Annotated in this window: 10 protein-coding genes; 7 read left to right on the forward strand and 3 right to left on the reverse strand. The window is 56.2% G+C overall.

All coding sequences use genetic code 11. From position 1 onward, the window contains the following. Positions 1-183 precede the first annotated feature (183 nt). Positions 184-1707: a DUF2142 domain-containing protein gene (locus tag OSO_RS0125390; protein ID WP_157605451.1), complete on the reverse strand. Its 1524-nt coding sequence runs from the start codon at positions 1705-1707 to the stop codon at positions 184-186. A 418-nt stretch (positions 1708-2125) separates the two neighbouring features. Here OSO_RS0125390 and OSO_RS0125395 point away from each other — a divergent pair, with 418 nt between their 5' ends. The 3 genes from OSO_RS0125395 (at position 2126) to OSO_RS0125405 (ending at position 5343) form a co-directional block, all read left to right on the forward strand. Continuing rightward, positions 2126-3175 carry a DUF1559 domain-containing protein gene (locus OSO_RS0125395; RefSeq protein ID WP_010585861.1) on the forward strand — a complete coding sequence of 350 codons (1050 nt, stop codon included), beginning with the start codon at positions 2126-2128 and terminating at the stop codon, positions 3173-3175. Positions 3176-3242: 67 nt separating this feature from the next. Further along, positions 3243-3752: a peptidase associated/transthyretin-like domain-containing protein gene (locus OSO_RS48540; RefSeq protein ID WP_010585862.1), complete on the forward strand. Its 510-nt coding sequence runs from the start codon at positions 3243-3245 to the stop codon at positions 3750-3752. Between the two features lie 181 nt (positions 3753-3933). After that, entirely contained in the window at positions 3934-5343 is a 1410-nt protein-coding gene (locus OSO_RS0125405; RefSeq protein ID WP_010585863.1) for a sulfatase, read from the forward strand. A gap of 138 nt (positions 5344-5481) precedes the next feature. On the opposite strand, the gene OSO_RS0125410 is transcribed toward OSO_RS0125405, so the two are convergent. Beyond that, complete coding sequence (locus OSO_RS0125410) at positions 5482-7083, reverse strand: fucose isomerase (protein ID WP_010585864.1); 1602 nt, start codon at positions 7081-7083, stop codon at positions 5482-5484. A 3-nt stretch (positions 7084-7086) separates the two neighbouring features. Then, the gene (locus OSO_RS0125415) at positions 7087-8667 is read right to left on the reverse strand and encodes a ribulokinase (protein WP_010585865.1); all 1581 of its coding nucleotides are present in this window, start codon (positions 8665-8667) and stop codon (positions 7087-7089) included. A 706-nt stretch (positions 8668-9373) separates the two neighbouring features. On the opposite strand from OSO_RS0125415, the gene ygfZ reads away from it, so the two are divergent. The 4 genes from ygfZ to OSO_RS0125440 all read left to right on the forward strand — a co-directional run bounded on the left by ygfZ (position 9374) and on the right by OSO_RS0125440 (position 16015). Continuing rightward, positions 9374-10408, forward strand: a complete 1035-nt coding sequence (ygfZ, locus tag OSO_RS0125425) for a CAF17-like 4Fe-4S cluster assembly/insertion protein YgfZ (RefSeq protein WP_010585867.1) — start codon at positions 9374-9376, stop codon at positions 10406-10408. A 138-nt stretch (positions 10409-10546) separates the two neighbouring features. Further along, a complete protein-coding gene (locus tag OSO_RS45090; protein WP_010585868.1) occupies positions 10547-11143 on the forward strand; it encodes an ECF-type sigma factor in 597 nt (198 codons plus the stop codon). A gap of 111 nt (positions 11144-11254) precedes the next feature. Next, positions 11255-14620 carry a protein kinase domain-containing protein gene (locus tag OSO_RS48545; RefSeq protein ID WP_010585869.1) on the forward strand — a complete coding sequence of 1122 codons (3366 nt, stop codon included), beginning with the start codon at positions 11255-11257 and terminating at the stop codon, positions 14618-14620. Positions 14621-14854: 234 nt separating this feature from the next. Further along, on the forward strand, positions 14855-16015 hold the full coding sequence (locus tag OSO_RS0125440) for a WD40 repeat domain-containing protein (RefSeq protein WP_010585870.1): 1161 nt from the start codon (positions 14855-14857) through the stop codon (positions 16013-16015). Positions 16016-16229 lie beyond the last annotated feature (214 nt).

Below are 16229 nucleotides of genomic sequence, written 5' to 3' on the forward strand. Positions count from 1 at the left end.
CTAGATGTGAAGAAACGAGGTTCTAGTCGATCATGCCCCGGCGCGGGCGCCACAATACCTCGTGACGAGGCCCTTAACAGCCTGTTGAACTCGCGAGGACGGGTTCCGCCCAGATTGTAAATCGCCATGTCGCGGTAAGCACCAAGGTGACTTGTTTCTGTTCATTTAACAAACTGTTAACCATTATCGCATCGGAAGATGAAACAAATTCGAAGGATTTTGAATGACCTGCTCGAACAGACGAATTTGCGGCGGCAACATCGTTGAAATCGCAACAATCAGGATCAGAGCCGCTAGCCACCCGACACGACGGCCAATGGATTCAACCCCACCCGCAAACAGGACGAGAATGGGCACCATTCCGCCATAGATCAGACGGCCCGAGTTGTAATAGGGATACTGACGTGACGGATAAATGCATCCGCCGAAGTCATAAATCAAAGACAACCCCAGCAAGAATCCAATCGAGCCAACGATCATCGCAAAACAATAACGTCTGACGACTGCCCGCGCTTCGTCGCCTTCGGATCGCCGTCTAGACGATCCCATGGTGAGTCCGATCGGAACCATCGCAAACGTTAACCAGGCGACGAGATTTAAGAAGATCGGATCAGCCCACGATTGACCGTGCCAATTCATGTCACCGAGATAGAAACTGGTACAGAGTCGCTTCCAATACGCGAGTTCACCCGCGGGCGAAAACAAAGGGTGCAAGAAAAACTCACCCCACGGCTTAACCGTCCACCCCAGATATTCCACCTTGTCCGCCGTACCTGTCCAATCGCCAAGCCAGAACTGGTTTGTCAGCATCCACGCACCACAGGGAATCGCCACGCTCAACGTCAAGCAAATTCCCGGCCAGTACTCTGCCCATCGACCACGCCGCTGGGCAACTCGAAACCAAGTCACCAGAATCGCCGCCGCACAAAGGGCCAGAATCGCCACGTTGGTCAGTTTGACAAGCAACGCTGCTGCCACTGTCATTCCTGTCCAAAATGAACTCCGTATGGTCACGGGGTCTGTCTGCCACCGGACAAGCAACCAGAGTGCGACCAGGGCGGTCAGAGGACAGGCGACATCGCTGTTCACGCTAAAAAATGTCGTACTTGGAAAAAAGGCGAGCATCGCCGAAACGGCCATCGTGACGGTCGGCGAAAAATAGGTCCGACAGAATCGGTACGCGACGAGAATCAACGTCGCATAAAGCGGAATATTCAGAAATCGAACCCAATACGCGGCGAATGGCCCAGTGAACCCCAGCAACTCCCCCAATCGCAACCACGCCGCCGCTAGCAGGTAGTACAGGGGAGGGGAATGGGCTTCATAATTCACGTGCCCTTGCATCTGCGATTCATACCGCTTGATCAACGCCTGCTGCTGTGACGTCGGCAGAATCCAAGCCGGCGGCGGAAAGGCACCGTAGAATTTTTCTGGTGGCGAAAGGTATTCGAAGGTCCCATACAGGATCGAAACCCGCACCGTTTCGGCGTCCCATGCCTGGCCAGTCGTCGCGGGCCAATCACCCCGTGCGTACTTCACAACCAAATCAAAATGCTGACACTCATCCACATCGATAAACAGCGGTAGGCTGGCGGCCCCAAGAAAGATCCGGATCACGCCGACCAAACAGAAAAAGACGACAGACCCGCGGCAGCAGAGGTCCGTCGTCAATCCCACATCGATGGAGGAATGGCGAGCTTGCATCATTCCGACCGATCCCATGGACCACGTTTGGTTGTTGCATCAAACAATACCAAAGTGGAGCCAGATTCTCACGCGCAAGTGCAATTCGCGGCACAATCCACTCCCATGACATCCCGCCGCGGTTCTCTCCGTTCATTCACGAAATGCCCACGTATCTCGTAGTCCGTTGAGTTCTGACAGTCCATGGAATGGAACTGACTGGTGATTCTGAAACGATTGTCAGCACAATCATTGCGATGTGAATGGATCAAGAGTTGACAGGCCTACACCACAAATATAACATGAATCCAGTTGGTATTTAAATATCGGCCACGGATCACTTCCGAGCCTTCATCGCAGGGCGACTTGACGCTTACCGGATCACTGGCGGCGCATCGCGGGTTTCAGTTTCTTTCCGCATGTTTCCGTTTGGAGTTTCGTAATGCGTCCCGTTGAAGGATCGTCCCGGCCCATCAGGCCACACGGTTTCACACTGATTGAACTTCTTGTCGTGATCGCGATCATTGCGGTCCTAATTGCTCTTCTTTTGCCCGCCGTCCAGCAGGCTCGTGAAGCGGCCCGTAGAACCCAATGTAAGAACAACTTGAAGCAGTTGGCACTGGGAATTCTCAACTACGAATCATCACATTCCGTTCTGCCGCCTGGCTGGGTGGCGTCGCAAGGATTTACCTATGTCGGGGCCACGGATTCGACGACGGGTGTGAATACCCAAGGCAGCTGGGGATGGCCCGCCCTCGTGTTGCCATACCTTGATCAGGCGAACCTCTCGAATTCGCTGCAGGTTGGACTGGACGTTCGTCAGGCGCTGGATGACACGACAAAACTCGCCTTGATGCAGCAGGCCTATCCGGCTTTTAAGTGCGCTTCAGACACTGCACCGACGGTGAATGACGTCCGACAAGCGGCAGGCTTTTCGAATACGATCCGACACCTGTCAACATCGAACTACGTCGGCTGGAATTCTGGCTCTTGGGGCTGGCTTCCCGGCGACACCGCAGGGCTGGAAACCCGAAAGGGCCTGTTCACAATGAACTCAAGCACTCGGCTGCGGGATGTCACCGATGGACTCAGCAATACGCTGATGTTGGGCGAGCGGATGTACAAGTCATTCCAATCCGGTACGTGCACCATTAATTGCGCCGCGGCGGTCATTTTCGCAAATGAATGGAATAACAGTTTCGCGACGTCACGCCGAAATCCACGATACGGCAACACGAGCACCCTCGGCATGGGTGAGGGCGGGATCAACAGCATCTTTACCGGTGATCCAACCAATCCGGGCCTCAACTGTAATGCCATCTGCGCTCGTGGAGCCGCCAGCTATCACGTCGGTGGTGCTCAATACGCCTTTGGCGACGGATCCGTGCGATTTATCAGTCAAAATATCGACTGGAAACCGGATATCGCCGTCAACAGCACCTATGAACGACTGGGAGCCATGGCCGATGGTGACCCCGTTGGCGACTTCTGATGGTCGCGATCATTCAACGCAGTCTGGGTTTCAATTTATCGCATGAACCTGTCCGGAAAGGTTCCCTATGTCTCGTCAAGAAAATGATATGCCAGGCCTGATCGTCGGGCTCTTCTCGGCAACGAAAGCCGCAACTTGCGTCCCAACGTCGATTCGAGGACTGGCATCGCGAAGCCTATGGCTGGTCTGTTCCCTCACGGTCAGCTTGTCAACAATTGGATGCGGTGGCGATCTAAAGGTCGCACCCGTTTCGGGAACCGTCACACTCGACGGCTCCCCGCTTGAAAGAGCATCAGTACTCTTTGAACCAGAGACTGGACGCCCCTCATTTGGCGTGACCGATGTCCAGGGTCGATACACGCTCAACTACTCGATGAATGAACGAGGTGCCGAGGTCGGCCCCTGCACGGTGAAAATATCGACCGCCGTGCAATCCGAAGAAGACGAAGGCAAAGCCCCCAAAAAGGGTCAAAACTATGGGAACAAAGTCCCCTCGCGATACGCCAAAGATCCGGTCAAAGTCACGGTCGCACCGAAGACCAATACGATCAATATCGCGCTAACGACTCAGCCCTGACACCCCGAAACGTGCATCCCGTTGTGACATCGTCAGGACGCTGTGCATCAATCAAAATGAGATTGCTGCACAACGTTGCATCCAGTCCATGCGTCTTGAACATTGAACCGGAATGCTGGCAGAAGAAAGTCACACAAGCATTCATGGGCCTCTGAATACACAACTTCCATGGAGCCATTTTATGAATCGGCCACTGCGATTCCTTGGTCTTTTTCTTTTGATGTCCTCAGCCCTGAACGCTGCTGAGCCAAAAAAACCGAACGTCCTGTTTATCGCTGTCGACGACCTGAATGACTGGGTCGGCTTTCTAGACGGGAATCGACAAACCATCACTCCTAACCTCGACCGACTCGCCGCACGCGGGGTGAAGTTCAATCGGGCGTACTGCGCCGCACCGCTCTGTAATCCCTCTCGGGCCGCACTCATGACGGGAGTACGCCCATTTACGAGTGGCGTCTATACGAACGGCAACGATTGGCGGCCTGTGATCTCAGAGGATCTGCCACTAACGACGACGTTTCGCAAGGCGGGATATCATGTCGCGGGTGCGGGAAAGATCTATCACGAAGCGTTCGCCCGTAGGTCGGAATGGGACGAATACCTCCCCAGCCCCGGAAAAGATCCCGAGCCCACGGGCGATACCGGGGTGGGCGGCATCAAGTTCGCGCCACTCGACTGCAAGGACGAAGACCTGCGCGAGTGGAAGGTCGTGAACTTTGGCATCGAACAGTTGCAAAAGAAGCATGACAAATCGCTCTTCCTCGCTGTCGGCCTGTTCAAGCCGCACATGCCCTGGAACGTGCCACGCAAATATTATGACCTGCATCCGTTGGACAAAATTGTGCTTCCAGAAGCACCACCGGAAGATCTATCCGATGTTCCTCCTGCTGGCATTAAAATGGCCAATCCCAACGGTGATCATAAGGCCATCCTCGAATCCGGTCGCTGGAAAGAAGCGGTGCAGGCCTATCTCGCGGCGATCTCGTTCACAGACGGACAGATCGGCCGGTTGCTGGATGCGCTCGACGAAAGTCCCGAACGCGATAACACGATCATCGTCCTGTGGGGCGATCACGGTTGGCACCTTGGCGAAAAGCAGCATTGGCGAAAGTTCACCCTGTGGGAAGAAGCGACGCGTGCCCCTTTGATCTGGGTTGCACCCGGAGTGACCAAGGTGGGAACCGCCAGCGATCGCACCGTCGACTTTATGTCGATCTATCCGACACTCACCGATCTGGCCGGAATCCCGACGCCGGAGCATGTCGAAGGCCAGAGCATCCGAGCGTTGCTGGCCAATCCGCAAGCGGAATGGTCACAACACGCGGTCACCACGTTCGGGCTGAATAATCACGCGGTTCGCACGGAAGGGTGGCGATACATTCGCTACGCCAACGGCGACGAAGAACTCTACGACGAGACGGCCGATCCAAAAGAGTGGACGAATCTCGCGAGTCGCACGGAATACGCGGAGAAGAAAGCGAAGCTCGCGGCGCTTCTGCCAACCAACAACGCGCCGGAAGTCGCGAAACAAACGGCAGCGCGTGGAAACCGCAAGCAACGCGAGGGCAAAACGGTTCTCGGAGCGAAGTAAGACCGAACAGTCGTTCGTCGCACTGATCTTTCGAAAAACACCAGCGGTTGGGACGCTGCAGGTCGACCAGTTCAAAAGACGAAACAACCGGCCGAAGCATGACGATGCTTCGGCCGGTTGTGTTTTTACAATACTGATTTATCCCAGCTTGACGTCGCCGCACAAGTGCACTTCGAGCCCGAGTTCCGCCAATGCCGCCGCTTTGACGCGGGCCGCACGATGAGCCTGAGTTTCATCCGGTGCATAGACGACTTGAATATGATTCGACTGATGCCGCGCCATCATCTGATCGCGCGATACGCCGTCAAAGACCGCGTGCATGATCGGCCAGGCGGGTGTCGTTTCCTTCCAGCGTCGATCGGTTTCTTCAGCCGGTAGCGACACGACCTTGGCCGTTCCAATATCCGCTTGCAATCGCCCTTCTGCCACAAAAACGCGGCTCCAGACGATATGGCCGGGCTTACTGATTCCCTTCAGCGTTCCGCCACCCAGACGGAAATACATCGGCGGCTGACGCTCGCTGCTGGCCCCCTTCCAACCATCGATGAAGTGCGCCGGCGGCGCGGCACCGCTGATCAACAGAACCCACACATAGTCATCACCATAGGTCTGTCCCCAGCGCAAGTCGTGTAGCGTGTTTTCGGGGGAAAATCCCAGCTTACGCCATAGGCGATAGGTCACCAAACCGTCGATCCCGGCACATTCGTCGACTTCGTTGAAGTGCGGCAGGGCTTCGCCGTCGAACAGCACGCGGGTCCCATCCGCTGACTTGACCGGTGGACGATCGACGTTGTTCAACATCCCTTCAACCAGATCGCTGGCAGGAGCCAGATCCTTCAGGCCTTGCTGATACTGGATTCCAATCGAATCACAACCGAAATCATCGGCGATTCGAAGCGCCGCAATGTACATTTTGCACTGCAACAGAACCTGGCTTTCGGTCAGTTCCGTTGCTTCATCCTGACCCAACTTCAGTCGAATTCCGCGTGCGACAATCCAGTCATAGACCGCCTTCGCATCCGCGTCCGAAACTTCGCGCATCGCGGCAAATAGCGTCGACTGAGACAACCGCTCCTTGAAGCAGCCTGTCGCGTGCAGCAGATCGTCCGGAATGATCGCATTGAACATTCCCATGCAGCCTTCGTCGAAGACCCCCAGAATTGCCTTCTTGCGTCGGAAGTCGCGGGCGAATTCACGACCGAGCTTTTCGTCGGCGGAAGGCAGCTTCAGACGCGTCAAATCACGAACGTGCGAGGTGTCGTGCGTCACCCGTCCCGTCGTCAACCATTCGTGCAAGCCGGCCTTAAAAAAGCTATCGGTGAAGTCTTTACTCCACAACGATGAATACTGCACACCCTGCTTGGTCAGCGACGCATTGAGGTTCAGCAATCCGACCAGTCCCGGCCATTGGCCGCTCCAGTTCGCCAGTGTCAGGATCGGTCCCCGATGTGTCGACAGCCCCGCCAGGACGTGATGTGAGTACTGCCAGACCGCTTCAGCAACGATCAGCGGTGCATCTGCGGGAATCTCGCGAAAGACTTCGATCCCTTTTCGCTGGGAATCAATGAAGCCATGCTTCTGACGGGCATCATACGGATGGGCGCGCTTCACTGCGTAGCCTTCCGCCGCCAACGCCTTTTCAATCGATTCTTCCATCGCCGATTGAGCGGGCCAGCAGACCTGGTTGGCGGACAGTCGCAAGTCACCGCTGGCGACAAGATAGATTGTTTTTGCATTCATGATTTAAGAGAACTTTTTCGTGAGGGCCAGGTATTCAGCATAGACTTGCTCGCAAGCGCGAGCGGCCTCGGGCTGAGGGGAAACAGTGCGTGACGACAACGACTGTGTCATCGTCTTAATTGCGGAATTTGCATCAGGGAAGGCCCCCGCAGCAAGGGCACCTAGAATGGCGGCCCCCAGGGCAGGCCCTTGTTCGGTATCCGGAACGATGATCGTTTCGTTCAATACGTCGGCGCAAATCTGAAGGAACAAGGGACTGTGATGCGGCAACCCACCCGTCGCGACGAACTGGCGGACGGGCACCCCGCCATCGCGCAAGGTCTGAACAATCCACCGCAAACCGCAAGCACTCGCCTCGAGGACCGCTCGGAACAAGTGTGCCGGCCCGTGATTCATCGTCAGGCCCGTAAATGCCCCCGTCAACGAACCATCCATCAGTGGGGTGCGGCAACCATTAAACCAATCGACGCAGCGAACACCGTCGGCACCCGGTGGCAGCGCTGCCGCCTGTTTTGAGAGAACGGTGAAATCGGGTGAACCAAGCAACCGGCGAACCCACTCAAAGGCATCACCGACCGCCGCCTGCCCCGTTTCATAGCCGTAGAAGCCTGGCAGAATTCCGTCTTTCACGATCCCCGCGATTCCAGGAACATTCTTCCCCACGCGGGAATTGAGCATGTGACAACTGCTCGTTCCCATCACCATGACGAGAGTATCAGGATCGCAGGCACCGGCACCCGGCACCCCCGCATGCGCATCAATAATTGCGGCGCTGACCGGAATTCCCGCAGGTAGCCCCAATCGATCCGCCATCAGCGAGGTGAGGCGTCCTGCTCGTTCACCCGGTGCCAGAAACCGGCCCGGCATTTTCTCGGCAACGACATTTTCCAGCTTGGGATTCAACGCCTTCAAATAATCTTTCGACGGAAATCCCTCTTCGCGACTCCACATCCCTTTGTAGCCCGCCTGGCAGGTCGAACGCGGTAGTTGAGCAGCATCCCCGCCGACCAACTGCCACACAAACCAGTCACCAGCTTCCAGCCAGACCTGCGTCGCGTCATAAACCGCCGGGGCGCATTCGAGTGTTTCGAGCATCTTCGGAAAGAACCATTCCAGGCCGATGATCCCTCCATATCGGTCCATCCACGGTTCGTTCCGTTCCCGGGCCAATTGGTTAATTCGTGCGGTCTGGCTGATGGCCCCATGGTGCTTCCACAGTTTGGGCCATGCATATTTCTCACTCCGCCATTTTTCAGTCAACCCCAGCGGAGTGCCATCCGCCAAGGCGGGAAGCATGGTGCAACTGGTGAAATCAACACCAATCCCCACGATGCCGGAAGCAGACAATTTCGAGCTATCCAACGCTTTTCGGACGGCATCGGCTGTGGAATCGATCCAGTCTTGTGGATTCTGCAGCGCGAAATCGGGCGGCAGCTTTTCGCCCGTGCCCGGCAATGTCTCGGTAATCTGGCCATGCCGATACTTGGCGACAGCCACACCTCGCTCGCGCCCCTTAAGGTCGACAAGTAATGCCCGCACGCTTTCCGTGCCAAAATCAAGACCGAGACTGAGTGAATCGTTCATCGTGAATTGTCCGTCGTGCTACATCGTCGATCTTGCGATCGACGGGGATCGATAATCTGGGATTCTGCAAAATGACAGCCGATCGAAATGACGAGGAGGACGTCGCAACGAGCGGATCATGCCATCACGTCGGCACCATCATGGTGTCGTTCTCGTCGAATTCAATGGGCGGCTCAACCGACTTACTGTTGGTGTGTGTGTGTGTGTGTGTCTTCGGTCCGTGCCCGACGAATGTCGAGCCACATCTCATGGCACAGCCATCCTTAACTGACAGGTTCGTGCGCATCGTCCGCAAGCTCGTTGGTTTGCTCGCGGCGAGTTCATCAACGTGTCAATTCAGGTTTGACGCACCATTCAAGACGCGAAATGCATCAAACCACAAGACCGGCAGACTTTACGGATTGCCGCAGCTTTTTTCCACTATCTCCGTGAACTCGATGGTCACTGCTCTTTGGGAGCGTGATCGGCCACAACAGGATCGGTCGCAACAGTCATCGACTTGAGCGTCGTCGCAGCTTCGACAGCGGTCGCTACGAGGCCCGATCCGAGCACGGTGAACCGGTGAATTTCCCGACAGAGACAGATTCCATTACGATATCCTGAGACTCGTCGATTCGGCTGTCATCGCAACTCAATCACTCCAACCGCAACCCACAATTGACTCACCGCCACAGCCCTCGGTCGCTTCCAGTAACCGAACAACGCAATGGCATTGAAATCCACACGAAAGACGTCCACCTTGTCGGAATCAAATCTCACACCAATCCAGGAAATCGCGACCGCCATCCAAGCGTTACGGACTCATGTCGCGGTGTTCGATGTCAGTCATCGCACTCAAATCGAAATCACGGGTACCGACCGCACTCGTTTCCTGCATGGACTCGTATCCAACGACATCAAGCGTCTGAAAGCAGGGGAGGGATGCGAGACGTTTATCACCGACCTGAAAGGCAAAGTCGTTGCGCACGTCTTCGTTTTTTGTGGTGAGAAATCGCTATGGCTGGACGGTTCACCGGGCCAGGACGAAGCCATCCTGCGTCACCTGGGAAAGTACCTGCTGATTGACGATGTTCAGCTGCATCCTCGAACGGCCGAGCGAAGCGAACTACTCGTGACGGGTGCGATTGCGTCCCAGTTGTTACAGCTTGACGATGCTCTGCCACTCGTTGGCCATGTTTCTCGCGAAACCGACGGGCACCCGTTCGACATCCGCCGTGTCGATCTCCTGGATGCTCCTGGTTATTTGATCTCCGTGCCGAAATCACGACGGGACACCGTGTTGTTGGGCCTTCGTACGGTGGGCGTGGTCGAAGGATCGGCAGCCGCGTTCGAGGCACTACGAATCGCTGCGGGCTCGCCTGCATTTGGTATCGATATCACCAATGACAATCTGGCGCAGGAAGTGGCGCGAACCAAACAATGTGTCTCGTTTGATAAAGGATGCTATCTCGGCCAAGAGACGATCGCGCGGATTGATGCCTTGGGGCATACCAATCGCGAGCTTCGACGCATGCGGTTCGACACAAGTGACGTTCCCGCCAGCGGAACTGTTGTTTTCGATGCCTCGGGTGAAACGGAGGTCGGCGTCATCACCTCGGCGGCAATCAACCCCGATCACGTGGCGGCAAACTCGACGCCATCCGTCGTGGCACTTGGAATTCTGAAGCGATCCGCGCTGCCTTCCGATACACCCGTCCAACTCGATCCACGAATCGCCCAGTGCCAGGGGTGTGTTATTTAACCGCCTTTTGATCAGTCAGGTCTTGCGAGACGGTTTGAGACCGCCAACAATAGACACCATGTCAATTGTTATTGCACGCCGTCCACCGATGTCGTATGAACTTCGCAAACGTTCAATTCAGGGCGTGTGGAAAGTTTTATGAAGGATGTGACGCGCGTTCTGTCTGCGATCGAACAGGGCGACACCCAGGCCGCCGAAGAGCTTTTGCCACTGGTCTATCAAGAGCTGCGGCGCATGGCGGCGTCGAAAATGGCACAAGAATGCCCGGATCATACGCTTCAAGCCACAGCTCTGGTCCACGAGGCCTATTTGCGACTGGTCAACGTGGAACATGCACAGCGGTGGGACTCGCGCGGGCATTTCTTCGCGGCGGCGGCGGAAGCGATGCGACGAATACTGATCGAATCCGCACGTCGCAAAGGGGGGCCGAAGCGGGGTGGTGATTGGCGGCGGATCGATCTTGATGCGGGAGCCACACTTTCCAACGAGCCGAACGAAAACCTCCTGATGCTAGACGAAGCGCTCACTAAATTTGCCACCGTTTCTCCTGAACGGGCCGAGCTAGTCAAACTGCGGTTTTTTGCGGGAATGACAATCCCGGAAGCCGCTGCCGCACTCAAAATCTCTCGAGCGACAGCCGAAAGACATTGGACATACGCCCGAGTTTGGCTTTATTGCGAGCTTAGCGAACAGCCCCCTCAGGAGAATTCCCTCTCGGAAATCACCCCTCAATAATTGTTTCTAAACCTCGATCACGCCACGATTTGGTGTGAACCAGTCGACGCGGGTGGAATTTCATGAGGGGTTCGCACACGAACTCTCGCATTCTGGAGCGAGGAGCGCTTAATGAATGTCAGCGAAACACATATCGAATCCTTGTTCTTTGCAGCGTTGGAGCAGAAATCCGATGCGGGACGAGAGGAATTTCTGAACGAGGCGTGTGCGAACGACCCCGAACTGCGGCGTCGGATCGAGCAACTTCTCACGGCAAAATCGCAGTTGGGTGAGTTCTTAACCAGCGCGGATCAAGTCGATCGCCCGATCAAACCGGAACTTCGAGAAACCACGGGTACGGTGATTGGGCCGTACAAACTGCGCGAAGTCCTCGGCGAAGGCGGTATGGGAATCGTCTATGCCGCCGAACAGGAATCCCCGATTCGCCGCACTGTGGCTCTGAAGCTGGTCAAACCGGGGATGGACACCCGAGAAGTCGTCGCGCGGTTTGAGGCCGAAAGGCAAGCGTTGGCGATGATGGATCACCCCAATATCGCCAAAGTCCATGACGCGGGAACGACGGAATCCGGCCGCCCCTACTTTGTGATGGAACTGGTCCGCGGACTGCCAATCACGGAATACTGTGACCGATGTCAGTTGTCACCGCGTGATCGAATTCGTCTCGTGATTGCGGTCTGCCAGGCTGTCCAGCACGCGCATCAGCGTGGGGTCATCCATCGTGACATCAAGCCGTCCAACGTGATGATTACCCTGCACGACGGAGTGCCCGTCGCCAAAATCATCGATTTCGGGGTCGCAAAAGCCATCAACCACCGCCTATCTGAGCAAACGGTTTACACGCGCGTGGCTCAAATGCTGGGAACGCCCATGTACATGAGCCCCGAACAGGCTGAGCTCAGCGGACTGGACGTCGACGCCCGGAGCGACGTTTATTCTTTAGGAGTTCTCACTTACGAAATCCTTACGGGCCAACCCCCCTTCGATCGGGAAACCTTCTCGAACGTCGGATACGACGAACTTCGGCGGATGATCCGCGAAGACGAGCCACCTCGTCCCAGTCAGCGCATCACCACTCTGTCATCGCTCGCCCGCTCGACCGTTTCCAGCAAACGAGGTCTCGACGAGCGGCAGTTGACTCGCACGCTGCGTGGGGAATTGGACTGGATCGTGATGAAAGCGCTCGAAAAGGATCGTGTCCGCCGTTATGGATCATCGGATGCGTTTGCCGCAGACTTACTGCGTTATCTCGATGCTCAACCGATCACCGCCTGCCCACCTTCACGCATTTATCGGCTGCGGAAATCCATCCAGCGACGGATGCGCGCAATCGGCACCGCGAATTTCCTGATGCTGACGGCGCTCATGTCGTTGTGCATTCCGCTGTCCATTTACGCGCTGATCACACTGATTCGCGGCACGACACCCATACGACAGAATGTTACTCGCAACTTCGAATCGCCCCCTGCAGCAAGAGACCCACTCCCCAATCCGCAACCGACGACAACGGGAAGACCTCAGACCGGAAACCCCACGCATTCACTGTTGATCTCCACTCCGATTTCGCCAAACAAAGAATTGATCGGCCTGGTCCCCGAGCCACGTGTGATTCCCGATATCGGAAAATGGCAGCTCATGACCAAGCGACCGCGTGGCGTGATTCGGTCCGCAGTCTGGAGTCCCGATGAAAAGCGATTCGCCCTGGCAGAATCCAACAACGTCAGAATCTATGACGCAGCGAACTCAGGACTTCTTCACGTGCTTGTTGGTCACGAACTGCCGATCAGATCCATTGCCTGGCATCCAGACGGAACACGTCTGGCGTCGGCAAGTGACGATGGAACGGTGCGACTATGGAACAGTCGAGGTGTCCCCACACACATCCTGAACGGTCATTCGGCGCCTGTCTATCAAGTGAAATGGCGGCCGAACGGCGAACAGCTCGCGTCCGCATCTGCGGATGGATCGATACGCATCTGGGATGTTGACGGCACCTTTCGCCAACGGATCGAAGAAGGCCAACGCCATGTCTTCTGCATCGCATGGAGCCCAGATTCGAAATGGCTGGCGTCGAGCGGCGGAAACATTTACCCGCCCAACAACGATGGCTTTCCCGGCGACACGACGATCCGCGTCTGGAACCTGGACTCCGGTGAACTGATCGACCGGCTAGGTGGATCAGAGCGACATAGCACGCTCTGTCTGGATTGGAACTCGGACGGGACTCAGCTGGCCGCCGGCTATGGAGACTTCTATCGCTGTACACAAGACGCCTTCGCTCCAATCGACAACGCGGGCATCAGGATCTGGAAGCGCGATGGAACCCTGGTGAAAGAAATCTCACAACAGATGGGAACGATCAATGCCATCGCCTGGGACCCCTCAGGCCGAAAAATCGCCTTCGGAGGACGCCATGGAATCCTGCGCCTGTGGGATGCAAACAAAAATTCCGTTGTGGATATCGAGTCCAGTCACAAACTGGACATCACCTCGGTCACCTGGTCAAGGAACGGAACACGCATCCTCTCGTGCAATCGCAGTTCGGTCCGCGAATGGAATGATTCGCAGTTGGTTGGCACGACTATGCTTCTGCAAGGACTTTCTGAAAACAGCTTCTTCTTTCTCAAATGGAGCCCGGATGGGCAAACGCTCGCAGCAACCGTTCGGGGAAAGCAACAATTCTACAGCGCGTCGGATCTCACCCCGACATCTCCTCCATCGGCGAACACCTCTCTGAAATGGTGGGACGCCGACCAGCCGAATATTCGCCCCGATGGAACTGTGCCTTATCCATTGGAAGGAACCATTCCCCGGATGCGTCGGTGGGCCTGGAATCGGAATGGTTGGATCGCAGGTGCCACGTGGACGGATGCCAGCGTCACGATCTGGAATGCGCAAGGAAAGCATGTGAACACGGTCTATCGTCATCGGGGCGGTGTAGAATCCGTCGCATGGAACTCTGACGGCACATGGCTCGCGACGGGCGGCGGAGATTCTGTGCGAACCTGGCGTCCTGATGGCACACCAGGCTCCGTAATGAAAGGCCACACTGACGAAGTGTACCCCGTCGCCTGGAGTCCCGACGGACAATGGATCGCGTCGGGAAGCAGCGATTCGACGGTTCGACTTTGGAAACCTGACGGAACCGCTGGCCCGATATTGCGGGGACATCAGGGAGGCATTCATGATGTCGTCTGGAGCCCTGATTCAACACAGATTGCATCCGCCAGTTGGCTCGACAGCACAAGCCGAATCTGGGACGTAGCAACGGGGAAAACGCTGTATCAGGCGCTGTTGCTTGAATCAGATTCGGCCATCTCGATCAGCCCCTCGGGTGACGTTCTGCATTCCGACCGCGACCAGCTCGAAGATGCACTCGTTTATCTGATTGAAAAGCCGGACTTCTCGACGGATCAGTTGACGTTCGAGGCGTTTCAGCGGCGATTCGCACAGTACTTCTCGCGCGCGGCCAGCGAGTGATCTCCATTCATTGCCATCGCGGCGGACAAACGTCGAAAGCCATTCGGTTTCCCGATCCTTTCATGGCATGCCAACCGAATTTCTGAAATCAAGGAGATTTTCTGAGGGGATTGGCAGCAAAGTCTCGCATGACATGACGGGAACAGGCCCGTCGCCTGAACCGCGAAACTCAAAGCGGAACTTATGCGTCGTCGGCGGTCAATGCGCGACGGCTCATGTCAGCAGGATTCACTCATGCGATCGATCTGGTCCTGGTTGTCAAACCTTCCGATGTCAAGTTGCCAACCGCAGAACGGTTTGCAGGCGAGATCCTCGTGCACCTCGAATCGACAGCCCAGGCTCGCGCAGGATGATCGGCGTCAACTGAACGCAGGATGGTATTCCTCCGCCGCTCTGGCTCTGACAAGTTTCATTTTGGGGGTCTTCGTCGTCTGGGATTTGGCATCGAAGTCAAATATCAACGCGATCGCAATTCCACATCACTCGAATGCGGAAATCGTCCCAGCAACGCATGAAGCGATCCGCTCCATCTCCCCCTCAAACGATGGGCAGTTCCTTGATGTTGTTCAGGGGGCAACGGTCTGTTTTCGTCGCGACGCACATTCAGGTGACACGCTCGGAACCATTCGCCTGTCGCCCACTAATTTGCCCCGATTTCAGAATATGGGTGACGCAAAGGGCTGGGTTGCAATCAATTCGCAAAGCGAATTGGAGCTCATCCGCGACGGAGTGACCTTGTGGCGCAGCCGCCTTCCGGAACAGTATGATGACGAAGTTCTGATCGAGTGCGATCTGTCAGGAGCACGAAATCGAATTGCCGTGGCATCGAAGCAAGGCTCTCTCTGGATTCTGGAAGTCGATTCCGCGGGAATTGTTCTCACCAGCCAGAGTTCTGTTGGCGTTCCGCTTGCAGATATGAAAGCCTCTTCCGCCAGCGATCAACTCGCCCTGATCTCTGCGAACCGTGAAGTTCTCATCTGGGATATCGATCGTGAGCAGGTCGTGCGGCGAATTCCGACCGGCGACCAGGACGTACGATTCGCGCGATGGTCGCAAGATGGACGACGGCTCGTCACGTTTGGTTCTGGCGGAGTCATTAAGGTCTGGGATGCTGACTCGGGACACCTCGTGCACCAGGTCAGGACCGATGCACAACTGGTTGTCGCAGCAGAATTGTCGGCGGATGGAAACTTCCTGGCCGCTGGTGACGGGAACCTGATTCGAGTCTGGAACCTGTCCGATCGTGACGAACTGTGGTCGCTCGACGGACATACGGGGATGGTGAGCAGCCTCGCGTTCATGGATCAGGGCAGCACGCTTTTCTCAGGTGATCTGGACGGCAGCCTGCGACGCTGGTCAATCACGGACGGACAGGAACGCTGGACCGTGCGATGACTACATCGGCCGCCGAGGGGCCACCTTCACACTCCGAAACGTGTTACGTTCGGCAATCGCCTCAAACTAGTTTTGACGTTGGTCCGTGCTGGCCCACGCCCCGGTGATTCTCATAAATCGCCATTCACCGGACATGGCAACAAGCATCCACGGATCACCTCAGCCGACTTGATCAAAATAGGAAGCCACGGCTCAGCGAGTTCGCCGGGCCGTG

Origin of the sequence: Schlesneria paludicola DSM 18645 (genome assembly GCF_000255655.1) — a bacterium.
Lineage (GTDB): Bacteria > Planctomycetota > Planctomycetia > Planctomycetales > Planctomycetaceae > Schlesneria > Schlesneria paludicola.

Coding starts and splice junctions, on each gene's coding strand:
- OSO_RS0125390 (WP_157605451.1), bottom strand. CDS start 1,707: ATGATGCAAGCTCGCCATTCCTCCATCGATGTGGGATTGACGACGGAC.
- OSO_RS0125395 (WP_010585861.1), top strand. CDS start 2,126: ATGCGTCCCGTTGAAGGATCGTCCCGGCCCATCAGGCCACACGGTTTC.
- OSO_RS48540 (WP_010585862.1), top strand. CDS start 3,243: ATGTCTCGTCAAGAAAATGATATGCCAGGCCTGATCGTCGGGCTCTTC.
- OSO_RS0125405 (WP_010585863.1), top strand. CDS start 3,934: ATGAATCGGCCACTGCGATTCCTTGGTCTTTTTCTTTTGATGTCCTCA.
- OSO_RS0125410 (WP_010585864.1), bottom strand. CDS start 7,083: ATGAATGCAAAAACAATCTATCTTGTCGCCAGCGGTGACTTGCGACTG.
- OSO_RS0125415 (WP_010585865.1), bottom strand. CDS start 8,667: ATGAACGATTCACTCAGTCTCGGTCTTGATTTTGGCACGGAAAGCGTG.
- ygfZ (WP_010585867.1), top strand. CDS start 9,374: ATGGCATTGAAATCCACACGAAAGACGTCCACCTTGTCGGAATCAAAT.
- OSO_RS45090 (WP_010585868.1), top strand. CDS start 10,547: ATGAAGGATGTGACGCGCGTTCTGTCTGCGATCGAACAGGGCGACACC.
- OSO_RS48545 (WP_010585869.1), top strand. CDS start 11,255: ATGAATGTCAGCGAAACACATATCGAATCCTTGTTCTTTGCAGCGTTG.
- OSO_RS0125440 (WP_010585870.1), top strand. CDS start 14,855: ATGCGATCGATCTGGTCCTGGTTGTCAAACCTTCCGATGTCAAGTTGC.